Origin of the sequence: Planococcus dechangensis (genome assembly GCF_042654465.1) — a bacterium.
GTDB lineage: Bacteria > Bacillota > Bacilli > Bacillales_A > Planococcaceae > Planococcus > Planococcus dechangensis.
The window spans coordinates 40955-63938 of record NZ_JBHSGL010000004.1 but is presented as its reverse complement, the minus strand read 5'-3'; the positions used below and the strand labels follow the sequence as shown (position 1 = coordinate 63938).

The window sequence follows — 22984 nt, the reverse complement described above, 5'->3', positions numbered from 1 at the left end:
CAAATATAGAATAAGGGCGATTCTTTTTTTCATTAAGTTTGAGCGAATTTATTTACTCATAAACTACAGTAAGAATTGAAATAATTATTTGACAGCCTACACTAGTTTGTAATACTATATACTAGTAATTAGTATTACAGAGTATGGAGACCAAGTTTTTTAATGTCCTGAAAAAGATGGATTCAAATCCAATTGAGGTGAGAAGTGTGGAGAATAACACGGAAATGTTAAAAGGTGTGCTAGAAGGGTGTGTATTGGAGATTATCAGCCGGGGAGAAACATACGGCTATGAAATAACTCAAAAACTGCGCGACCTCGGTTTCAATGACGTTGTGGAAGGAACCGTCTATACCATTACTATGAGGCTTGAGAAACATAATCTGGTCGATATTGAGAAAAAGCCTTCCACTAAGGGACCCCCGAGAAAATTTTACACGCTCAACACAGCCGGTAAGCAGCATCTCGAAGAGTTTTGGAAAAAATGGGAGTTCATCTCCAGCAAAATTAATGAGCTCAAAACCAAAATAAACTAAAAAGGAGAATTCAGATGAGTTTTATAGAAAAAGTTATCGGAAGTTTTGAGGATAAACGTGAATGGAAAGCCCTGGAGAAACGTGCAAAGGCGCTTCCGGGTGAATATCGCGATGCTTACAGCGCTATCCAAAAATATATATGGAGCTCTGGTGGACCCACGGACTGGAAGGAAACCAGCCGTCTCTTTAATGGCATACTCGAGCTCTTTGAAGAAGGCGCCGCAGACGGCAAGAAAGTCACCGAACTCACCGGAGCGAACGTAGCCGACTTTTGCGACGAGCTAATGAAGGACATGGACACCTGGCAAGACAAGCAGCGCGCAAAATTGAACAATAAAATTAACCGTGACTGAAAATACAAAACCGATAGCCTCTCGGAATTTACTCGATCCGGATTACAGTCTGTTTTTTGGCTGCTTTGTAAAATGACACATTAGATAACTGAAAAGGACTGAATAGTTGAGTGCGTGTTTGAATTAACACTTTCTGCTATTCAGTATTATTTTAACCTAGTAGTAAGTGGTACGTATTATCGGTATTACTATATAGAAGGAGGAAGAAGAATGAGTAAGTCGGCAGTTTCAGTAAAGGGATTAGAAAAATCATTTAAAGAGAAGGCGGTTTTAACAGGAGTAGATTTTGATGTGCGGCGCGGGGAAATTTTCGCATTGCTGGGCTCAAATGGATCGGGCAAAACAACGATTGTCAACATCCTCTCAACATTGATGAGACCCGATGGCGGTGAAGCAGATATTTGTGGTTTTAATGTTTTGCATCAACCTGATCATATTCGTCAGAACATTAGTTTAACAGGCCAATTCACTGCGATAGACGGTATGCTCACCGGGCGAGAAAATCTGTTATTGATCGCTAAATTGCTAGGCATTGCCAATCCTGCTCAAGTCGCCGATGACCTGCTTACCCAATTCAGCCTGACTGATGCAGCCAATCGCCGGGCGGAAAATTATTCCGGCGGCATGAAACGCCGGCTTGACATTGCCATGAGTTTGATTGGAAAACCGGCAGTCATTTTTCTCGATGAACCGACCACAGGGCTTGATCCTGAAGCAAGGATTGAAGTGTGGAATACCATCAAAGAGCTTGCCGTCGGTGGAACCACAATCTTTCTGACGACTCAATATCTTGAAGAAGCTGAACAATTGGCAGATCGAATCGCCATCCTGCACGGCGGCAAAATCATTACGACCGGCACTCTAGCTGACCTCAAAAAGATGTTCCCGCCAGCAAAAGTCGAGTACATCGAAAAGCAACCGACATTAGAGGAAATTTTCCTCGCAATCATACGCAAAAAGGAGGAAGTGTAAATGAAAAACAAAACAGGGGTATTACTCGGACGTTTAATGCGCAACATACTGCGCAGTCCCGATACGATTATCACCGTGGCGATTATGCCGATTATGATGCTGTTACTGTTTGTCTACGTATTTGGCGGGGCCATAGAAACTGGCACGGCCAACTACGTCAATTATTTAGTGCCGGGAATCTTGCTGATTACCATTGCATCCGGTGTCGCCTATACCTCTTTGCGGCTGTTCAACGATGTGAAAAGTGGTCTGATGGCCCGTTTCACCACCATGCCCATCAAGCGTTCTTCGATATTATGGGCTCACGTACTGACCTCTCTTGTTTCCAATACCATTGCTGTATTCGTGGTTTTGCTCGTCGCTTTGCTGATGGGGTTCCGTTCAAGTGCCGGACTCACAGACTGGTTCGCCGTAGCCGGGATACTTGGACTGTTTACACTGGCACTGACCTGGCTTGCGGTTATCCCCGGATTAACGGCTAAATCCATGGAAGGAGCCACTGCTTACTCGTACCCGTTGATATTCCTGCCTTTTATTAGTTCGGCTTTTGTCCCCACCGAAACCATGCCTAAATTTGTTCGTGCGTTCGCTGAGAATCAGCCTGTGACTTCCATTGTGAATTCTATTCGTGCCCTCCTGGGTGAAGAGAGCGTTAACAGCGACATCTGGCTTGCGCTTGCTTGGTGCTTCGGCATTATGATCATTGCTTATTTCATCGCCATTAAAGTGTATAATCGGCAGTTAAATTAATATAACCGTTACGGGCTATATCTTTTCGATCCGCTTCTGCTGTGAATCATGCATATCCTTTCATTAAGCGGATTCTGAAAATTTAATTACTTTGGTAATTATCACCGTTAAAAATACGATAGGGCTTCTCCAAAAGTCACTTTTCATGACCTTTTGGGATAGGCCCTTTTCTCTTGCTCTCTGTTTATATTGATATGTCTTCTTGCTTCTGATAATCCCACATATGTAACAAAAAATGTTCTAATAATCACCTAAGTATGATACAAAAAGATTTCAAATAGATTATCATCTCAGCCAAAAATAAATCATCATTTTCTATCAACTACATCAAGAGCATGAAAAATGTCTAGTTAGTTAACTACGTTCCAAAACTCCCCCTTTCGTTAGTTGACTGAATCAACTATTAATGATATTCTGTCTTGGATACATAATTTCAGAATATTAGGAGTGTTCTAATGGAGCTGCTTGAATATGTAGAAAGCATCCGTAAATTCAACAGATATTATGCAAATGTTTTGGGGAAAATCGATCAGGAGATCTACAACCAGCCTTATCCTTTAACTGAAGCGCGTGTGATTACGGCCATACATATGAAGAAAGGTTGTACAGCAACGGAAGTCAGAGAAAATCTGGGGATTGACCGAGGCTATATGAGCCGTATTGTACAGCGGTTTGAAGAGGAGAATATCCTTACAAAGCAACAGTCCACGTTGGATAAACGGCATTATTCGCTGTTTCTGACTGAAAAAGGGTTCGAAATATATAAAAGCTTGGTCGAAAATGCAAATCGTGAAGTAGAGAAAATGGTTCGAAACTTGCCAAAAAGTGATTTATCCAAGCTTGTTACCTCTATGCAGACAATCGAATCCATTTATTCAAAAGAACATTCTTCTCAGCCAGCTGTCGTAATTCGTCCTTTCCAACCCGGAGATATTGGCTACGTGGCGCATCTGCACGGAAAGTTGTACGACCAGACCTATCAATTCGGAAAGATGTTTGAATACTACGTGATGAAAGGGTTAACTGAATTTATGATTAATACTGAAGGCGGAGAGCTTTGGGTTGCGGAAGTGAACGGTGAAATCGTCGGTTCAATTGCCATTACCAAATCCACAGATACTGTCGCTCAGCTAAGGTGGTTCGTCTTGAATGAAAACTTTCAGGGAATCGGACTCGGCAAAAAACTCATGGAGACTGCACTCAATTTCTGTACAGAACGAAATTACCAGCACGTATTCTTGTGGACGGTCAGCACATTAAACGCAGCTCGACACCTTTATCAAAAGTATCAGTTTAAACTAACGGAAGAAAAACCGAATATTGAATGGACCGGCGCAAAGTTAATCGAAGAACGCTGGGATCTGGTACTCTCTGAAGAAGCATCTATCTGAAACAAAAAAAACAATATTGACGGCAAATAGTGAAATTTTCAAGGCTTTTGGGAATAAGCCTTGGCGTGTATTGTTGGGATTGGGTAGGACTTTATTATTTCTTAGGAGGAGCAACCTTATGGATTTAAGATTCACTGAGGAACAAAAAATGATTCGAAAAATGACAAGAGATTTTTCGTTAAATATAATCGCGGCGGCTGTCAAAGACATGGAAGACAAAGATGAGTTTCCAATTGAAGTTGTACGTAAGATGGGCAGTCAAGGAATAATGGGCATGATTATACCGGAAGAATTGGGTGGGGCCGCTCTCGATTTCACTTCTTTCATCATTGCCATCAACGAAATTTCAAAAGTAAGCGCAACACTTGGAGAGATGCTTTCCGTACATACTTCTGTTGGCACCAGCCCGATTCTCAATTTCGGGACAGAAGATCAAAAGAAAAAGTATATACCGAAGCTTGCTGCCGGTGAATACATTGGCGCTTTTGCATTAACAGAACCAAGTGCCGGATCTGATGCTGGGGGCCTTAAAACAACGGCTGTCAAAAAAGGAGACCATTACATTTTAAATGGCTCTAAAATTTTCATCAGCAGTGCCGGAGTAGCAGATACGTATATCACTTTTGTTGTGACGGATCCGACAAAAGGGAAAAAAGGCATCTCCGCCCTGATTGTCGAAAAAGACACACCCGGATTTTCAGTTGGTAAAATCGAACGGAAAATGGGGCTTCATGGAGCCAATACAGCTGAGTTGTATTTCGAAAATGCAGAGGTTCCCCTGGAAAACCTGCTCGGTCATGAGGGGGAAGGATTCAAAATTGCGATGGCAAACTTGGATGTGGGACGGATCGGCATTGCTGCCCAAGGTCTTGGAATTGCGGAAGCCGCTTTGGATTATGCAATTAATTACGCAAAAGAACGTGAACAGTTTGGAAAGCCGATCGCGCAGCAACAAGGAATCGCCTTCAAACTAGCAGATATGGCCACGCAAGTAGAAGCAGCGAAAATGTTAGTGTACCAAGCTGCAGACCTTCGAAACCGAGGACAAGAATGTGGCAAAGAGGCATCCATGGCCAAATGCTATGCCACGGATATAGCCATGAATGTAGCGATTGAGGCGGTACAAATATTTGGCGGTTATGGCTATACAAAAGAATACCCGGTTGAACGGTTATTCCGGGATGCCAAGGTTACGCAAATTTATGAAGGAACAAATGAAATACAACGCATTGTTATTTCTAAACATCTGTTAAGCTAAAAATCAATTCAGATTTCATTAAATGAAGTACACATACGTCCTAATTGACTGAGCCCCGATAAAGTCCACTCGTAAATAGTGGCCACCATTCGAGGTTCAGTTTCTTATATTTACGGGCTATATTAACTTTCGATTATATGATTTATGTAAACTAGCTTATCTATGAAACAATTCGACTTACTGCTCGGTTTAATACTAACATTAATTGCCATGAAAATATAAACACTATTTTTAAAGAACCGTTCGTAAAAGTACACTCAAAATGAACATTATATGCTTAGTTACTGTTTCTTTAGGTTTTATGATATTCTGAAAAAAAAGCTAAAAAAAGACATTTGTAAAAGTGGATAATCACTTTTACGAACGTCTTTTTACTTTACTGTATTTTTTTATATTCCTAGTAAACTACTCAAAAAAATTGTTTGCATTCAATGAGTATGCTTAGTATGAAAATTGACCGGCATATGATCTAATATCGGTAGTTGTAGAAGGGGTTATACCAATCCCAGGAGACGTACCAAATGTTATTCCTACCGTTCCTGAAATTCTTTTATGTCCATATTGAAATTGAACATTCGCATTACCTGCAAGGGATGATTTAACATAGAAATACTGAGAAACTTGACCTGCATTATTTTGATTTGAGTTTAATGTTGTACGTAAATTGTGGGCACTTGCAACCCCCAAAGCAGGTTGCCATGTACTAGGTGTTGTTGAAGAGGCAAGTACTGTACTACCACCTGTTGATTTATTGTACAACGTAGTAGTTGAATAGTGACCTACAATGTTCCCGCTTGAAGTTTTAAAGAATACTCCTAGACTACTAGGAAATCCAATTGTCATTTTATCAGTTAAATTAAACGCAGGATGGTTCAACCAACGGAAGGTTGCAGATGAATAGTATTTATCGTATCCGGACACATCACTTGTAGCTATTTTTAGAATTCTCCCAGAAAACGATAAATCAGCGCTTGGAATTGCTGCAAGTGTAGAGAAATTTTTTGATGAAGTGTTTTTTGATGAAGTGTTTTCCATATCGTATTCTTCGTCGAAACTCATAACCGTTTCAGCTTCTCCTGCAACAAGGTCTTTTAGATCACTAACGGGTGATAGTGCAATTTGTTCTTCAGTAAATCCTAATTCATTATAAAGATAATTTAGTTCTTCTGGTGTTAACTCATGAGGTTCTGCAGCACTTACAATGGAACTAAAAAAGAAAAAAGATAAACATAACAAAACTAAAAAACCAATATTTCTAAACATGGAAAAACCCCCTTTTTTTTCCATGATAGCATATATTTTAAAATTACAAGATGTTTTTTTTGATTTTTCCATTTATTTTTATTAGTAAACCAATAATAACAGATAGTAAAATAGTAATAATTAACCCAATCGACATTACTAAACCATCGATATAATCTGTAAAGCCAAGTGCTCCTAAGATAAAAAAGGCAACGACACTCAATATTAAAGTGGCTAATGATATAGCAAAATAGTTCATAAATTCCTCTCCCTCCTAAATTATCCAGTTATTCTAACTGGATGAATCGATTATATATCAAAGATTATATTATGTATAACTTAATTAAGAGGGCAACTAATGTAGAATAAGTGTTTTTTTGAAAGTATAAACCAGATAAATCAATAAGTAGATTCATTCTATTAGAAAAAGAGAGAGTAGATTTGTTCCGTGAACTGAGCCCCAAGTGGTAGACACTCTAAAAAAGCCCCTAAAAGGATTGCTTTCCTTTTAGGGGCTTTAAGGTTATTTCTCCAATTCCATTTCTTGATCTTTCGTTTTACCGTTTTTGCTCAGTTGAACAAAGGCTTCTTTTAACTCTGTTGTTTTCCCATGATTCGGATTTAGTTCATTCAAGTGTTGTTGTAAGTCACCCTTGGACTGGATCTGTGGATTTTTCACCAATTGCCATCCGATGGTGATGCCGTGTTTGGTTTCTGCCTGTAAGTTCGGTTGCTTCAGCACGCGGCTCAATCGTTCGTTTAGATGCTTTTCGTTAAGTTGCTGAAGGCGTGGGGCTTCTTTATGTTGTGAACGGCTTAAGTATCGGTCAGTATTCAACGATTGGGCAAGTGCAGCTTTTCCAATGAAGCGCTCCCCTTCAGCTTTTTTATGGAAAGTGCGCTGTGAACTTTCTCCGCCTTCTACGGTCACGGCGTATTTCCCCTCATCCAGTTTCGTCACTTCCAGTACATCTTCGACTTTCTGATACTCCTGGACCAACTGCCCTTTGTTCTCCAATACATTTAACACGGCATAGTGATCGTCCAATTCACTTAGCGGCAGGATCCGATTCGTGTTGGTACGAAGGGTAAAGTGCTGGTCCCGTTCGCTCTGTTCAACGGTCGCGAACACGACCAATCCATTTTTTGCATCCAACAGCTGCAAGGTCGGTTTGTCAGTGAGTGACAAATTCAACTTGGTTTCGACGGAATCCTTCACCTGTTCAGGATGGATGGATTGATAAAAGTCTTGAATCTTTTCATTCTGTAGCGAATTCACGTGTTCAATCGTCGCACGGGATACGTCCTGGACTTCTTTGATGGCTTGTTTGGCCAAGTTCAAATCTTGCGCCCATGTGGCGATATAGCCAGTTGAAGAAAGATCGGTATCGAAGCCATAGTATTGCGAAACGATGTACGCTGCGCATTCGGCCTGAGCTTCTTTATGTCCTCTCGGGAGGTCTTTGATGTCGCTTTCCTTGTGATGGAGCTGACTGTGCGCATATTCGTGGATCAAGACACGGAATTTCTGCTCAGTGCTCTTGGACACAGCTGTGTTGATCACAATTTCCTCTTTTTGAGGACTGAAATAGCCACCGTACGTCTGGCCCTCATGCGCTTCCTCTCGAATCCTGAGGGGCTGTGAGCTTTCATTTGTTTGATGGATGAACCGGTCATACAGTTCGTTCAAGGATTCGGGTGAGGTTAAGTCTTTTTGGATAAAGTCCCGGACATTCGGAATCTCTTTTCCATCGGTTTGAGAGACATCGAAGACTTTGCCGATCCGAAAGCCAGTAATGCTTTGGCGAACTTCGGATTGAGGATCCCCGTTTTTGTCGCGCAACACTTCGCCCGTCTGTTCATTCACTTTCTGCACTTCGACTTTCTTGAACGAAGGAACCAAAATATCAAGGCTCTTTTCTCCCTTATTGACGTGACGCCCTAAGGCTTGCCATTGTCTAAACCCACGAACCATTGTCGCTTCAGGGTTTTGCCCGGCAATCATCAGCACGTTGTTGAACGAGTATTGGTGGCCGCTGGCCATGACATTGAGCATGTCTTGGAATCGGTTGTTTTGAAACATTTCTTCGAGGTTTCGTTCTAGCCGGTCATTAATTTCGGTCAAATCCACCTTAGTCGACATCGTTCATCACGTCCTTTCTGACATACCAAGCTTCATAGAGAGGTTCGGCTCGTCCTGGAATCCGAACCGGACTGTAACAGGTAATTGCGTACTCTTGCACGTTTTCTTCAAGGTCAATGAGACCTTCATATGTAAGTGCTTCAAACGGCACGGGATCGTAAAAGCTCAAGATCCGTTTATCACTCGCGAGAATCTCGCTGATGGTGACAAGCATAGACGTTCCTCCTTTGGTTACTCAAATAATGATTGTACTCAGTTGGAAAGATGAATAAAGAAAGCGATGAACAAAAGAATGAAACAAATGCCGATAAACCCCAAAATAAAGATCCCCATGATCTTCAAGGCTAGAGGCATCTCAGTATCCTGATTGTCTGTAGGAGAACCAGAAGGAATTCCTAAGTGCTTCTGTACAAATTCGTTCCCATCATCAAATGGTTTTTTCTCGTCCATTTCATCCCACCTTTAGTTGAGGCCTTGTATGTTTTATAGGAGGTCTCGGATATTCGTCGTTTCTTTTTCTCTCAATCGTTCTTCAATAGAAGGTTCTTCGTTCGACTCTTCCTGATGGGCTGCCCATTCTTCTTCAAGTCCTTCATCGGTCAAATCAAATAAAGCCGATTGATCAATCTCTTCTTCAATCACATGCGTGGCGGTTCCACCTGTAGCGAAGCTAGGTTCTTCCTTCGATTGCATAGGCTTCGTGAATGCTGATTCTCGTGTCACAGGCTGTTCGGAAGCGACGGCAGTGTGTTGCTGAACATAAGAGCCGAACACTTCCGATTGCCAGGCTTTCTGCAGCTTCATCGGATGCAGGCCACTGACAAACAAATAGCAATCGTTCTTCGCAATGCTCGCTAAGTCCCCTTCCGGGATCAGGGAACGCTTCACGTACTGTTCGGACTGGCTTTGGCTAGCGTTTGATTTGCCACTCATGAATCCTCCACTTTGACTGGAAGAGCCTGTCTGGATCTTCGCAGTTGTTTCCCCGGCAAGTTGGGAGAAGTACTTAATCGTCTCCATGTCCTTGCTTCGGAGAAACAGTAGCGTGTCGTGGTTGGACAAGATGGACCGAGCCATTTCTTTGCCGTACAAGGATTCAATCTGGCCGTTGTCCTGGACGATGGTGTTCATCGATAAGCCCAATCCCCGGCAGGTGGCCAAGACCCGTGCGTATTTCTCGATTTTCCCGATGTTCGCAAATTCATCCAATAAGAAGATGGTCGGGATTTTTAATTGTCCTCGGTTTTCATCGGCCAGTTTATAAAACTGCGAAATCAATTGATCGAAGAAAACGGATGTTAATGCGGTGAACGGATTTTCGTCCATGGGCAGCTTCACATAGAGAATACTCTTGTGTTCCTGAAACTCACGGAAGTTAAAATCACTCGTGCGTGTCATTTCACTGATTTTCTTGAGCGTGAAAATACTGACTTGCGAAGCAAAGGACGATGTGACACTGGTTCGCGTGTTTCCGCCTAGTGTCGTTAAGCCTTTCAACAGCTGATAGGCCGGATGGTGAGGACCTAATTCTTCATCCACCCACTGACGGAATAATTGCTCGTCGGGAGCGACCCGTTCATTAAAGACATTCAGCACGTCTTGCATACTGGCGTTTGGAATCTCTGTCTTGCAATAGACAATCAACCCAGCCAGCATTTTCTGTGCACGTTCCAAAAAGAAATCTTCTTTGCCGTCCTTCGTCGAGTTCTTCGCGATCGTGACGGAAACGCTTTGCGCGTCCTGGTCATCAAAGACGTAATCGAGCAAGTTGTAGTTGTCTTGATTGAAGTTGATGAAATCGATTTGATACACGCTGTAGCCCTGTTTTCGCTTGATTTCAGCCGTTTGTTCAAAGAGCTCGCCCTTTGGATCCGTGACAATCAAGGTTTCTTCATGGTTATTCACGAGGTTTGGAATGACGTAGGACTGCCCCTTCCCACTCCCGCTGGACCCGACAATGTAGACGTTCCGGTTATCAATCTCCGTTGACCGGGGAATGATGAGCACTTGTTTCTTATTCGGCACTCGGCCGATAATCAATCCGTTCTCCAATCGTTCTACGGTCTTTTCAGGCTGTTTCGAGTTGTAGGTATTGTGCTTAGAGAAATACTTTCCGTTCAGGACTTCCGATGGCTTCGTGAATCGAGCCGATCCGTGGACCCCGAAATCATGGGCATCTTCATACGTATGTTCCACCAAGCGCATTTTGGAGAGGAACCAGCCGAAGAACACGACCGTGAGGATGGCCACCAACAGTTGGGATTGCTGATCCGTTTCCGTGAGGAAAGCTAGTGTCCCCTGCACATCCAAGAGAAGCGCATTGAGCCCTCCTCCCTCTTTCAGGAAGCGCAACAGTCCTGTCAGGGCGTATCCAATCAATAAGGATAGAAGAAACGTAACGGCGATTTTCTTGCCGGCGCCTTTTTGTAAAATTTTTTTCATCATGAAGTTCACGCCTTTCAACATTTCGCTTTTACAGTTCAAACTCCAAGCCGAGTTCACGGCGAAGTTGTTTATCTTTGCTCTTTCGACGGAGCTTCGTCGGGGCAGGCGTCTTGTGTTGTGCCTGGTGCTGGTCCCGTTCGGCTTGGTCAATCAATTGTTCAATCAGTTCGGTACTGGCTCGACCCGTCGGGAAGTGAGAAAGGGATTTCTGTTGGCTGCCTAAACGTTCAGCGAACCGAGCATCGGGTTTGGTTTGGTAAGCGTGATACGCCATTGTCTGTTTGCTTTGTTCCTTCTTCGCTACTTGTAGGCACGCTTTCAAGGTCGGCGCTTTCGTGAGCTTGTTCTGTTGCGTGAAATGCTTCATAAGATCCGTTTTCATCTCTAACGGCAGTTGCTCGACGTCTTTTAGTAGCTTCTCTTTTGCTTGTGGGAATGTCTCCCAAATCAAGGTATTGAGTTCCTGTTCCATCTGCTTCGCTTTCGCCTCGTAGCGTTCAATCAATTGCTGGGCTGTGTTGAGCTTGATCGACGTTTGGTAGATGGCGTTCAGGTTGCTGCCATCTCTAATGAGCTGTTCTTTTTCAGTCCCGAGTTTGTTGCGAATCAACGCTTGAATGCGGATTTGTTCACTCACTTTTTCAGCCTTCTCGCATGCGTTGATTAGTTCCTGCAGCTGCAAGTGATGATTCACCTCACGTGCTACTGGAATGGCTTTCAGGTCGTTCGTCTGAAGCGCCGTCAGGACCTTCGATTTGTACGCCACGGTCCGATCGTTGTGTTCGTATCGTTCCTCGATGTCCGGGAACAAGTCATTAAAGGTCTTGTGGACGATTAAGCTTTGCGCCCGGTACGTGCGCTCGGCATGTGACACGACTTGATCGACCGTTTGTTGATTTTTTTTCACGGAGTCCGTCAACGTTTCAAATGCATCCAAACGCTCAGTAAAGAGCGAACGGAAGTTTGAAGGATCAAACCCTTGTTGCTTCACGAAAGAAGTCTTGTGCTCTTGATACGCCTTGTGGGAAGCATTCAAAATGGCGTGCGTGACTTGTGCTTCGACTTGTTTTGGTTCCACTTTACGCTCTTCCCAGCGATACAATCCTTGTAGCTGATCGTGAACCGCATCGAACGAGAAGTTCTCTTTCAAACGCCCTTTCATGAAATGCCAGCTTTTTTCGTAGTCGGCATTCAATTGCGAAGTCACATCGCTTGTGTGACGGTGCAAAACGGTCTGAACATCTGCCTGTTTCTGCTTGGCAGACAGAAAGACAATTTTATCATTTAGCTGGGCAATTTCAGCATTCTTTTTGCGGATTTCTTGATTCAATTGATGATAAAACGTTTGGGCTTCGATGCCTTTTTCTTCTAAACGCTTCACATATTGGTATTCATTTCGTTCCAAGCGAACCTCAGCAATTTGGTCGAGCCCTTGTGCTTCAAACGAAAGCGCCGAAACGGTTTGATCGATGCCGTGTTCTTTAAAGGATTCATTGATGGCATCGGCGTAATGGGTACGCCATTTCACCAAGGTTTCACGCTCGTTCCAATCCGTAGACGGAACGGTTTGAAAGACTTTCTCACCCTTGTTATTTCGAAGGATGTCGCCGTTTTGATCGAATTCATATTGGCGCATTTTCTTTTGTCCCCATGTGCCGTCTTCATTGAATGGACGAATCGTCAGCATGATGTGCGCATGGGGGTTGTGTTCTTTGTCTCGGTGAATGGCCACATCTGCGACCATCCCCTCTTCCACAAATTCTTCTTGAACGAACGATTGCACGAGTTCTTGTTGAACGTCTTCCGGCAACTCGACCGGCAACGCAATCAGGACTTCACGCGCGAGTTGTGCGTTCCAGGCTTTCTCAACCTTCTCCACTTCGTTCCACAATTTTTCACGGTCCAACGTCCACTCAGGCGCATGATCCGGTTTGAGGATGAACGAGACCGGAGCTACTTCACGTTGCTTGTAGCTTTTCATTTCTTCATCACGTTCGGAATACAACTCTTCCCCACTTCGGTAACTGGCACTGGCCACGGCGGATTGGGTTTTCTTGCTGATGATTTTAGCTTGCAGACGGAAATAGCTCACGTTCTCTCACCTCTTTTTCTTTTTTAAATATCCGAAGGCGACAACCCAAACCCGGAAGGGCTTTGGACCAGGTCACCACCCCGAATTTCGGGTGGTGTATAACTGGGCACTCGCTTGGAAGCTCGGATTTATTATATCATAATTTTTCCTTTTTTCGTGAATTTAATTTATTTATATGTTAAATTATTTATATATAAATAAATAAGGAGTGAAGAAAAATGGCGAACAACATTGAAAAGATCATCAGTATCGAAGAACAAATCGAGAAATTAAAGGAAAAGCGAAAGAATTTGGAGAAGCAGATGCAGCAAAACATCGGGGCTGAAGTCCTGAAGATGTGGAACGTGGAATCAGAACAGGAAGCCATAGAGTGGATTCAAAAGATGGCTGTTCAAGTAAACAGCAGCGAAGAGCAACCTGAAGCGTGGGCTATCCATGAATCCGAAAACAGATAACCTGGCCCAGTCTCAAGAGCTAAAGAAACAAATCACCGATCTCCAAAAGAAAAAACAGCAGCTGCAAAACGAAACGCAGCGAAGAGCCAGCTGGGAACACCGAAAAGCGAGAACGAAACGGTTAATTGAAACAGGAGCGTTGGTTGAAAAGTATTTTGGATTGGAAGACCTCACAATCGAACAACGAGAAAAGATCTTCCAAACGTTTTCTGAGTTTGTTAAAAGTAAAATCCACAAACGATGAGCATGTAGTACCTGACGTTCGATTCGAATTCCATAGTATTCGTCAAAAAAAAGACACCGGAACTAGGAAGCTCTATGCAAGAGAGACTTCTACAAGTTTCGGTGTTTTTTGGTCACATGATTTTCGCTTTTCGACTCGTTCAGCCGTTAAGAAAAAGACAGGAATCTAGAGGCTGTTTCCGTAGGATTACAGCCTCTGATTATCGGCTTTTTTAGGGTGAAGCGACACGTAGAGCGCTTTTTAACGTCAGTTACTAGACGATCTAGTGCAAGTCGCGCAGTATCGTATTTCGCTTTTTATCTCAATTTATCTTTCTCAAAGGTTAAAAAAATTATAAAGTGACTTAATAAATGAAATCGCACTTCTAACAAAAGTAGATATATCTACTTTTGTTAGAGGCTTTGCAAAAATAGTTAAATTTAGAGTAGCTTAAAATTCTTCGTCCTTTAAATGAAGGATAGTCCATTGTTCATTCGTAGAAGAACTTAACATCAATAAGAAAGTAAGTGCTTCTTTTTTAGAAGAAAAGACACGCTCTTTATTTTTATCCATCACAACATTGCCACTCTCGGATCTCAGTATGTATTTCAATATAGAACCCCCTTTTTAAGTTTTTAGTATTGAAATTACTTAAGAAAAATAAAAACAATTATATCAAATTAATTAAAGAAAATATTATTTCCATTCATATACACATATATTCGTATACTTGTATATGTGTATACGAATATATACGTATATTTGAATAGATTGTTTAGAATTTACAATAAAATAAAAAAATATTTGTGACTAGTTTTCCGCAATGATATACTTGTATACATAAGTAGAAAACATTGAAAATTAACTGTTCAGAGACGAGGAGGAAGAAAAGTTGAAAAATGATAACAAAGCAACTGTAGTCACTTTTGGTAATTTCAAAGGTGGGACAGGAAAAACTACCAATAGTACGATGATTGCTTACGCACTAGCTGATTTAGGATATAAAGTTCTTTTAAGTGATCAAGATCCACAAGCGAATGCTACAAGTCTTTATTTAAAAACTAAATCTGAAATTTCAGGTGAGATAGTTAGTTTTAAAAAGACATTAATGTCAGCAATCCAAGAAGAGAATCTAGAAGAAATTATCACTGAAGTTAAAGAAAATCTTTATTTACTGCCAAGCTTTAGCGACTTTGCATTATATCCTAGATTTCTTGAAAAGAAGTTCCCGAATGAAGTAGATCGTGTTCAGTACTTTTCAAAGTTACTTGGTTCAGTAAAAAATGACTTTGATTTTATCTTTATCGACGTTCCTCCTACTAGCTCAATCATTACTGATTCTGCACTATATGCTTCTGACTTTGTTGTAGTAGTGTTACAAACTCAAGAGCGAAGCCTCCAAGGTGCCGAAGTATTTACACAATATCTCCAAGGACTTATTGATGATTACGGTGCAAATTTGGATATCATAGGAATTTTACCTGTTCTACTTAAAAATGGTGCAGCTGTAGATTTAGCTACTTTGGAAAATGCTAAAGAAATATTTGGAGAAGAAAATCTGTTTGATATTGTAGTTAAGAATATGGAACGTTTAAAACGATTTGATATTACAGGAATTACAGATAACGATATGCATGATCGCCGAGTCCATAATAGCTACAAAGCGATTGCTGAAGAATTTATAGAGCGTTTGAATGCTGAATTAGAAGGAGTGAAACGTTAAATGAGTAACCTTTTAAATAAGAATTCGAAGAAAAAGTTGTTAGATAGAGGGCCTCAAATCTCCCCTGCTACTCAGTTTAAATTAGACGAAGTAGAACCTGTACTAGAGAAGCCGATTACTAGAGCTGCAGAAAAAAAAGAAACATTACCAAAAAATAAGTTTGGGAGCGTTAGAGTCAAAAAGTCAACTCGAGATAAGCTGAACGCATTGGTAAGCTTAAATAAAGCTGACAACGTTGATGAACTCATTGATTTAATGATTGAAGAATATTTAGCCGTGCACGTAACAAAAGATGAAAAAAAACAATTAGATATTATTATGGAACTATATAGCTCTCGGAATTAAGGGAAATCCCTAGTGTTTCTTTAAACACTAGGGATTTTGTTTATTCTAGGAAAAATCATATACAGATATATCTGTATATACATATACTCGTATACGGGTATACTCGTATACGGGTATATTTCATTATCCGTATACTCATATATCTATATACTCGTATATGTGTATATGAGTATATAGATATATCCGTATATTTAGAATGAAAAAAACAAAACGTTGTTATATCAAGGTTAAAAGAATTAAAAATAAAAAGTTTAATTTTATTGAATCCGTATATACGTATACACATATACTTATATATAGATATACATGTATATGTGTATACGCGTATATCTATAGTTTTATATATAAATATACTCATATATCAGTATACGTATATACGTGTATATGACTTGATAAAACCGCTTGAAATGCTATTGTATCAACGTTTTTCCTCTTCTATACTTTAAAGCTAGATTAGAAATTGGCTATAAAGTGAGGAGAGAAAAGATTGCAAAGTCCGAAAAAAGCTATCGAGCTAATTATAAATAATGGAATTTTAAAATATAAAAGAGTTGGATCCTTAGCTTCTCTTCCTCACTTATATAGAGAAAATAGAAGCGTTACAAACAAAAAAGGTGCTATTGGTGTTGTTCGATCTAAAGAAGATCTTTCTACACCTTCAGGTGTTAAAGGCTATGTCGTTACGTCCCTTGAAACTCTCTTGGAGGACGCTTCTTTGGTTTCCCATTGGAATCCCAACGTATTCAACTACATAAGGTATTCAGATGAAAAAAGACGGTTTCTCAAGGGACACGAAGAGAAGAACCTTCAACAAATCAATACCTTTGTCGTCGATATCGATACGAAAAAACAGCCGTATACGGAAATCCTGACGGCTGCACTCGATCATAGTGTTGGCGTTCCTACACTCGTCTTGGAAACCCCTAAGGGATTTCAGGTCTATTTTGTTTTGGAAAAACCGTTGTTCATTAGCAACCAAAACGATTTTCGCGGACTGAGGGTCGCGAAACGGATCTCCGAGAACATTAAACAGAGTTTGGCCAAGGTCTTGCAGGGAGTTGATATTGCCTGCAATGATTTTGGTTTTTTCCGGATGCCGAACGAAAACAACATTCGGTGGTTCTCTGAGGAGATGGTTTATGACTTGGGCTCGTTGATTGCCTGGTCGAAACGCCAGGACGACGACCGGGGGAGAGGACTGTTTGTCGTCGCAAACGAATCATCGGAGCACGATCCCACACAGACAGCTTGGTTCCAGGAACTGCTAAAGACGCGTCACGTGAAAGGCCAATCCGGACAACTCGGCCGAGATAACCTCATGTTCACGATCGCGCTTGCTTGCTACAGCGCTGGAAAGGGGAAGGGAGAAACGCTCGATTTACTCGATGAGTACAATTCAGGGCTTGCTGCGCCCCTTCGCCATAGTGAAGTCGAGAAAATCGTTAGAAGTGCATACAAGGGACGTTTTAAAGGGGCTCACCAGGACTATATTCAAGAACTCTTGAACGAGTGGGGGAGTAACAAAGAGATCACTATCGAAAATCCGATGGGTGGCTGGCACAAGTTCAAAAAAGAACGCCAAGACCGGAAACGGAGCCATTACGAGGAGTGGGAACAGGATCTGCTGCTGTTCATCCAACAAGAGACCTCGCTCGATCAACCGATTAACTGGACGACGCAGCGAGAACTCTGCGAAGCTGTCGGGATTCCACGAAGCTCGTTCAACGTGTTAATCCAACAGTCGAAGAAAATCCTTATCAAACGAATTGGGAAAGGACGTACAGCTCAGACCGGAATTACTTCCGTGGCTGTGCTTCTTCAGTGTGCCCTCAGTTATCAACAAACCCATCGGTTTCGGTACCAAGAAGCTGTACGCATCCTGGCTACTGAACAGGCCAATGAACGACTCCTTGATGACCTAACAGAAGAAGCTCGCTGGTTCCTTGAAAAGCGTTTATCCGAACCGATAATTGGTAAAAATTTCAATTCTTCTTAATGGTCCAGTCTGCCAATACATATCTGTATACGTGCTGTTTTATCTTGGCTATGTATTGCTTATCCATCCATCACTCTTTTGATCTCAAAAAAAAACACTCAGCAGCAGCTGAATGTCAGGAGTTTCCGTCTTTATCGGATTCGGGGGTGTAAGTTCCAAAGCGTTCGTACATTTTTTGAAGTTGCATTTCTTGAAAATCATCTTTGAAGGCACGCAAAAAGATCTCCGTTGGATCGATTTCGAGGATGTTGGCGTAGTGAATGAGCCATCCAATCGACACGTTTTGCTTTCCCCGTTCAATGAGCGAGATGGTGGAACTGTGAAGCTCACTCATCGCGTGAATATCGCTGATTTTCAGGTTTTTCTCTTTGCGGATGCTTTTTAAGGCTTCACCGATTTTTATGTAAAGGTCTTGTTCGTTTTTAGGGGTCATAGGGAGATCCTTTCGAAATTAGACGTACCCGTTTGAAAAAAGTATGCTAAACTGATACAAATAATTTATATATATATAAAAAAATCTCTACAAACTCTTTTATTGGTAGTTTGGCGACCGTCAATAAAAGAGTTCCCACGTAGAGAAATTTCAAAGAATGTTTTGTTGTCTTGATTATAGCATAAATTGAGGTCCAGCGAATAGCCTGTTTTCTCTTGCTAGGGTTGGATTTTGCTGAGACTCCTTTGGAATTTCTCTAACTGAATCAAAGAGAATGGAAGGGGTATGCAAGATGACTGGAAAGTACAACATACGAGAAGAGGCTGCGCAGCGATTCTACCGATTGCCCAAGGTGTTTTTCACCAATGAGCGCTATAAGAAACTGAGTAATGACGCGAAGATTGCCTTTGCGATTCTACAAGATCGCTTGGATTTATCGATTAAGAACGATTGGTTTGATAAAGAAGGAAACATTTACTTTCTGTATGGGAATCAGCAACTGTCTGACATCCTGAATTGCAGTAAACCAACCGTCATCAAAATCAAAAAAGAGTTACATCAAGCTGAATTGTTAGAAGAGAAACGTATGGGATTATCACAGTCCAATCGCCTCTATTTGCTCAAACCCGTGGCCGAAGTATCCGATGCAAAGCAGATGGAAGAATCGGAAAAAGAACCTGAAACCCTTGGGGCGCAACAGAAGTTAAAATCTTTAACTTCAAGAAATCAACATTCTTTACTTCAAGAAGTTAAAAATCTTAACACTAATGATACTGACCTTAACAAGACTGATCTTAGTGAGACTGAAATAAAGATCAATCAACTGCGAGAGAAAATGGATCTTCCGGAACTGATTGTGCAGGTCTTAGTGAAAAACCAAAAACGATTGATGGATGACGGCATTGAGGTTCAGGATGTGGCTAACCATTACTTCGCTCATCAAGAAGTATTGACGTTGCATCAGTATGCGGACGCCTTACAGTATTCCTTAGAACGTACACCCGGACGAATCAAGAGCATTACCGCACGGCTCACCAAAGCGGTCGAAGATAAAAAGAAATGGCTGGGCATCCAGACACAGCAACCCCAAAAGCCTGTTCGAACCGAGTTAGTCCCCGATTGGCTTCATGAACCGAATACGAGCGAAGCGTCGGCAGAAACGTTTTCTCCAGAAGAATTGGAGGCCGAAAAAGCGAAATTGCTTCTCAAATTAGCGAAAAGGAAGTCCAAGTGACTTCCTTTTTTTATTTATATGTAAATAAATGTTCTGAACAATTGGTCCTTTTCTATTATTGGACGAGGAAAAAAGTAGTAGATTACTTAATAAAGCGATTTATAAAGGGTTTCAAAAAGGTATTTAAGTACTGCCAGTAATTTGTCTTTTTAGGTTGCCGAATAAATGGCAATTTGTTAACGTGGAGACAAGGAAGAAAGGTGGTGGCAAATATGTTTGAACGCATTAGTGCTTTTTTAAATACGTTATTCAGCGACATGCAAACAACCTTCATCACGATTTTTATGATCGGACTCTTGATTTGTGCAATTGGGGTATGGGCCGGCGATGAGCAATCATCACCGAAATTCAAAAACGGCTTAAAACTCTGTGTCTTAGGTGTTGTATTGTTCCTCTTAGCAAAACCAGTCATCGACTACATCCAAATGAACCTGTAAGAAAACGTCAGAAAGTATGTGATACCCATGCGAACAGATTCCTATATGGAGCGCCAGGAACGGCTGCGTGAGCGCGGCAAAGTCGAATTGCCGTTGAATATCGATACGAAGAAGTATTTATACGGCAATATCTCGTTCCAGGATGTGTTTATCGTTTCCCCGTTTCTTCTCTTAGGGGCATTCATCTCGTATTTGTTGTACCAGGCAGGGACGCTCAATCAGCAACTCCTTCTCGTGGCGTTTGTGCCGGCGATGATTGTGACGGTGTTTCAGTTAAACAAGCATCCAGTCCGGAAGAACTTGTCGCTCTTGCAATACAAAGTCATTTGGAAGCTGCGAGCGAAGCACCGGAAGAAAGATTTTCATTACGCGAAAGGAGCCTTACCGATGAGCCGGAACGAACGGGACACCCGAACTGAATTAGGACTGGCGAACATCGCCAACGGCTGTTTGGAATCTTCGGACGGGCGCTTGATTAAGGTACTGGAAGTGTCCTCAGTCAATTTGTCGCTGATGAATGAACTCGCGAAAGAGAACGTCTTGGCGGCGTATCAGTCGTTTATCAACGATACGGGCGAGAAACAGATTCAGTTGATGCAAGTCGCGCAGCCAATCAATTTAACAAACTACTTGATGTGGTTCAACGAACAAGTCGATCAGAACTCATCGTATGCGAAGCGCATGCTTAAGCAAGGCTACGCCGATCAGATCGAACGGATCCAGAAGTCGAAGAACATGGTGACACGGAAACGGTACTTGGTGATTTCCAAACCGATGACGAATTCACCGAAGGATTACTTGAAACTGGAGACGACCGCGAACATCTTGCAAGCGAAACTCGAACAGATGCTATCAGGATACGAGAAGTTGGACGTGAAGATTCTCGAGAACGACGAACTCTTAAAATTCTATTATGCCTGTATCGATTTCGAGAACGCCCAGGCGCAAGGACAGAACATCGTCCATAAAACCAATGCCAAGCTCGATGTGGTCGTTGGGAAGAACACGGCCAAAGCCTTGGTCGAGCAATACAAGAGCCTGTTAAAAGATCGATTTGAGTAGGAGGTGGAGACATGGTGTGGAAACCGAAGTGGCTGCAGCCCAAACAACCAGACAAAACTACCTTTGAAGATACGGTCAGTGGCATGAACGAGACACTTCTCACGGCCATTGCCCCGGACAACCTGACGGAATACGATTCCTCCGTCCGTGTGGGGGCAAATTACACCCGGACGCTTCTCATCGTGGATTACGACCCGATTCAAGACCAGAACAAGATCCAACAAGTGACGGAGATTCCCGAGAACGTGTCTTTGGTCCATTACCTGCAGGAATACAACATGGGCGAAGTACGGACGCAGCTCGTCAAAAGCATCAAGCAAAACCGAATGAAGATGAATACACGCTTTGCGGATGAACAAACAATTATCGAATCCGAAGGACAGATTGAAAGTGCGTCGGAAATGCTGCGGAACCTGTCGTACCGAAACGATAAGATTTACCTGTTCCATACGCTCATTCATTTGGTGGCGAGTTCACAGGAAGAATTGGACCAACTGACGACGACCGTGAAGAGCAAGTTCTCGAAAATCGGCATCATCCATAACCCGACAGACCGAGCCGTGGATGCGTTCCGATCGTTCCTTCCGTTGAATGACAACAAAGTCGACGAGCTCACGTACAAGATGACCAACTCGGAAGCGATCTCGTATTTCTTCCCGTTTCATGAAAACGAAATGTTCTCGGAAACCGGCTTGATCAAGGGACGCAACATGACGACTGGGAATGTGGTGATTGTCGATGATACGACGTTATTAAATCGGCATGAATTCGTGATTGGGATTTCCGGTATCGGAAAATCCACGTATTTGTTTGCGAACATGACAAATAAGCATATGCTGGGCCGGAAAATCATCACGGTGGATCCAAAAGGCGAGTTCGGTCGAAACTATTCGGATCTCGGTGGGGCTTGGGTCAAGTTTCAGCTGAAAGGCGGCAATCGGATCAACCCGATGGATTTGCCGAAAATCAGCGAGAAGATTCAGATGGAAGAAACCGAGCTCGGCAACATCCTGCTGACGAAAATCTCGAACCTGTTGGTCATGTTCCAATTGATGTACAACTCGATGAGCGACCTGCAGGAAGACATTCTGAGCCGGTACATCCAGAAGGTGTATGAAGAGAAGGGGATCGACGAGACGACCGATGTGAACCAATTGACTGCTGATGACTATCCGATTTTAGAAGACCTGTACAAGCTCATCGAACGGGATAAACAGAACGACCCGCCATTATACGAACGCATCCGGGATTTCCACACGACCTTGGAAACTTACGTATATGGGATCTATTCAGAACTGTTCAACGGATCGACCAACGTCAACATCGACAATGACTTGGTTTGTTACGACTTGAAGGAAATGAGCAACAACGAAAAGATTCAGCGCATTCTCTTCTACAACATCCTCTCGCACACGACCTATGAAATCATGAGTGGCGACCGGCAGCCGAGCGAAATCTTCATTGATGAAGCGCACGTCATCGCCGACCCAAAAGTGCCGAAAGCGATGGAGTTCATCTACTTCATGATGAAAGTGCTCCGGTCGTTCAACTGTGGCATCACGACAGCTTCTCAGTCGGTCGAAGATTTCTTGTCGGCCCGGGATGAGAACCGAAACTACGGAAAAGCGATTATCACACAATCGGTTCAACGGCTGTATTTGCCAATGAGCGAAGAAGAGCTGAAGTACTTAGAAGAAGAGCTCGGCAATCAATTTTCCAAAGAAGAACGATCGACGTTGATTCTGAAAGACGGCAAGAAGAAAGAACAAGCCGGCAAAGGCATTTTCTATACCGGTTCCAAAAAGATCAAACTCGAAGTGCAACTGAACGAAGTGACTGAGAAGCTGTGGTTTGAACAGAAGAGCATTAACGAACTGACGATGTGAAAAGGGATGAG

At 42.3% G+C, this 22984-nt stretch carries 24 protein-coding genes; 15 read left to right on the top strand and 9 right to left on the bottom strand.

Features of this window, described 5'->3' with window-relative positions:
* Positions 1 to 206: 206 nt before the first annotated feature.
* From ACFO5U_RS03010 to ACFO5U_RS02985, 6 genes are all read left to right on the top strand, one after another.
* Entirely contained in the window at positions 207 to 533 is a 327-nt protein-coding gene (locus tag ACFO5U_RS03010; RefSeq protein ID WP_377276594.1) for a PadR family transcriptional regulator, read from the top strand.
* 14 nt (positions 534 to 547) lie between these two features.
* On the top strand, positions 548 to 886 hold the full coding sequence (locus ACFO5U_RS03005) for a DUF1048 domain-containing protein (RefSeq protein WP_377276592.1): 339 nt from the start codon (positions 548 to 550) through the stop codon (positions 884 to 886).
* A 210-nt stretch (positions 887 to 1096) separates the two neighbouring features.
* Positions 1097 to 1858, top strand: coding sequence for an ABC transporter ATP-binding protein (locus ACFO5U_RS03000; RefSeq protein ID WP_377276590.1), 762 nt, complete (start codon positions 1097 to 1099; stop codon positions 1856 to 1858).
* Positions 1859 to 2608 (top strand): ABC transporter permease, encoded by a 750-nt coding sequence (locus ACFO5U_RS02995; protein ID WP_377276588.1) that lies wholly within the window; start codon positions 1859 to 1861, stop codon positions 2606 to 2608. It begins immediately after the preceding gene.
* A 455-nt stretch (positions 2609 to 3063) separates the two neighbouring features.
* The gene (locus ACFO5U_RS02990) at positions 3064 to 3999 is read left to right on the top strand and encodes a bifunctional helix-turn-helix transcriptional regulator/GNAT family N-acetyltransferase (RefSeq protein WP_377276586.1); all 936 of its coding nucleotides are present in this window, start codon (positions 3064 to 3066) and stop codon (positions 3997 to 3999) included.
* A 118-nt stretch (positions 4000 to 4117) separates the two neighbouring features.
* Positions 4118 to 5257 carry an acyl-CoA dehydrogenase gene (locus ACFO5U_RS02985; protein ID WP_377276584.1) on the top strand — a complete coding sequence of 380 codons (1140 nt, stop codon included), beginning with the start codon at positions 4118 to 4120 and terminating at the stop codon, positions 5255 to 5257.
* A 441-nt stretch (positions 5258 to 5698) separates the two neighbouring features.
* On the opposite strand, the gene ACFO5U_RS02980 is transcribed toward ACFO5U_RS02985, so the two are convergent.
* From ACFO5U_RS02980 to mobQ, 7 genes are all read right to left on the bottom strand, one after another.
* Complete coding sequence (locus ACFO5U_RS02980) at positions 5699 to 6520, bottom strand: hypothetical protein (protein WP_377276582.1); 822 nt, start codon at positions 6518 to 6520, stop codon at positions 5699 to 5701.
* Between the two features lie 43 nt (positions 6521 to 6563).
* Positions 6564 to 6758 carry a hypothetical protein gene (locus ACFO5U_RS02975; RefSeq protein ID WP_377276580.1) on the bottom strand — a complete coding sequence of 65 codons (195 nt, stop codon included), beginning with the start codon at positions 6756 to 6758 and terminating at the stop codon, positions 6564 to 6566.
* A 264-nt stretch (positions 6759 to 7022) separates the two neighbouring features.
* Entirely contained in the window at positions 7023 to 8642 is a 1620-nt protein-coding gene (locus tag ACFO5U_RS02970) for an ArdC-like ssDNA-binding domain-containing protein (RefSeq protein ID WP_377276578.1), read from the bottom strand.
* Positions 8632 to 8856, bottom strand: coding sequence for a hypothetical protein (locus ACFO5U_RS02965; protein WP_377276576.1), 225 nt, complete (start codon positions 8854 to 8856; stop codon positions 8632 to 8634). Before ACFO5U_RS02965 ends, ACFO5U_RS02970 begins: the two co-directional genes overlap by 11 nt.
* A 38-nt stretch (positions 8857 to 8894) precedes the next feature.
* Positions 8895 to 9092 (bottom strand): hypothetical protein, encoded by a 198-nt coding sequence (locus ACFO5U_RS02960; RefSeq protein ID WP_377276574.1) that lies wholly within the window; start codon positions 9090 to 9092, stop codon positions 8895 to 8897.
* Positions 9093 to 9125: 33 nt separating this feature from the next.
* A complete protein-coding gene (locus ACFO5U_RS02955) occupies positions 9126 to 11087 on the bottom strand; it encodes a VirD4-like conjugal transfer protein, CD1115 family (protein WP_377276572.1) in 1962 nt (653 codons plus the stop codon).
* A 28-nt stretch (positions 11088 to 11115) separates the two neighbouring features.
* Positions 11116 to 13179 carry a MobQ family relaxase gene (gene mobQ / locus ACFO5U_RS02950; RefSeq protein ID WP_377276570.1) on the bottom strand — a complete coding sequence of 688 codons (2064 nt, stop codon included), beginning with the start codon at positions 13177 to 13179 and terminating at the stop codon, positions 11116 to 11118.
* Between the two features lie 218 nt (positions 13180 to 13397).
* Here mobQ and ACFO5U_RS02945 point away from each other — a divergent pair, with 218 nt between their 5' ends.
* Positions 13398 to 13634 carry a hypothetical protein gene (locus tag ACFO5U_RS02945; protein ID WP_377276569.1) on the top strand — a complete coding sequence of 79 codons (237 nt, stop codon included), beginning with the start codon at positions 13398 to 13400 and terminating at the stop codon, positions 13632 to 13634.
* Positions 13615 to 13878 (top strand): hypothetical protein, encoded by a 264-nt coding sequence (locus tag ACFO5U_RS02940; protein ID WP_377276567.1) that lies wholly within the window; start codon positions 13615 to 13617, stop codon positions 13876 to 13878. Before ACFO5U_RS02945 ends, ACFO5U_RS02940 begins: the two co-directional genes overlap by 20 nt.
* 429 nt (positions 13879 to 14307) lie before the next feature.
* Here ACFO5U_RS02940 and ACFO5U_RS02935 read toward each other — a convergent pair whose 3' ends face one another.
* Entirely contained in the window at positions 14308 to 14469 is a 162-nt protein-coding gene (locus ACFO5U_RS02935) for a hypothetical protein (RefSeq protein ID WP_377276565.1), read from the bottom strand.
* A 280-nt stretch (positions 14470 to 14749) separates the two neighbouring features.
* Here ACFO5U_RS02935 and ACFO5U_RS02930 point away from each other — a divergent pair, with 280 nt between their 5' ends.
* From ACFO5U_RS02930 to ACFO5U_RS02920, 3 genes are all read left to right on the top strand, one after another.
* A complete protein-coding gene (locus tag ACFO5U_RS02930) occupies positions 14750 to 15580 on the top strand; it encodes a ParA family protein (RefSeq protein WP_377276564.1) in 831 nt (276 codons plus the stop codon).
* Positions 15581 to 15925: a hypothetical protein gene (locus tag ACFO5U_RS02925; protein ID WP_377276562.1), complete on the top strand. Its 345-nt coding sequence runs from the start codon at positions 15581 to 15583 to the stop codon at positions 15923 to 15925.
* Positions 15926 to 16412: 487 nt separating this feature from the next.
* Entirely contained in the window at positions 16413 to 17921 is a 1509-nt protein-coding gene (locus tag ACFO5U_RS02920; RefSeq protein ID WP_377276560.1) for a primase C-terminal domain-containing protein, read from the top strand.
* A gap of 115 nt (positions 17922 to 18036) precedes the next feature.
* Here ACFO5U_RS02920 and ACFO5U_RS02915 read toward each other — a convergent pair whose 3' ends face one another.
* Positions 18037 to 18354 carry a helix-turn-helix domain-containing protein gene (locus ACFO5U_RS02915; RefSeq protein ID WP_377276558.1) on the bottom strand — a complete coding sequence of 106 codons (318 nt, stop codon included), beginning with the start codon at positions 18352 to 18354 and terminating at the stop codon, positions 18037 to 18039.
* A 292-nt stretch (positions 18355 to 18646) separates the two neighbouring features.
* Here ACFO5U_RS02915 and ACFO5U_RS02910 point away from each other — a divergent pair, with 292 nt between their 5' ends.
* From ACFO5U_RS02910 to ACFO5U_RS02895, 4 genes are all read left to right on the top strand, one after another.
* Positions 18647 to 19588 carry a replication initiator protein A gene (locus ACFO5U_RS02910; protein WP_377276556.1) on the top strand — a complete coding sequence of 314 codons (942 nt, stop codon included), beginning with the start codon at positions 18647 to 18649 and terminating at the stop codon, positions 19586 to 19588.
* Between the two features lie 212 nt (positions 19589 to 19800).
* On the top strand, positions 19801 to 20025 hold the full coding sequence (locus ACFO5U_RS02905) for a hypothetical protein (protein ID WP_377276555.1): 225 nt from the start codon (positions 19801 to 19803) through the stop codon (positions 20023 to 20025).
* A 27-nt stretch (positions 20026 to 20052) separates the two neighbouring features.
* Complete coding sequence (locus tag ACFO5U_RS02900; RefSeq protein WP_377276553.1) at positions 20053 to 21087, top strand: TrsD; 1035 nt, start codon at positions 20053 to 20055, stop codon at positions 21085 to 21087.
* An 11-nt stretch (positions 21088 to 21098) separates the two neighbouring features.
* Positions 21099 to 22973: a VirB4 family type IV secretion system protein gene (locus ACFO5U_RS02895; protein WP_377276551.1), complete on the top strand. Its 1875-nt coding sequence runs from the start codon at positions 21099 to 21101 to the stop codon at positions 22971 to 22973.
* Positions 22974 to 22984: the final 11 nt, after the last annotated feature.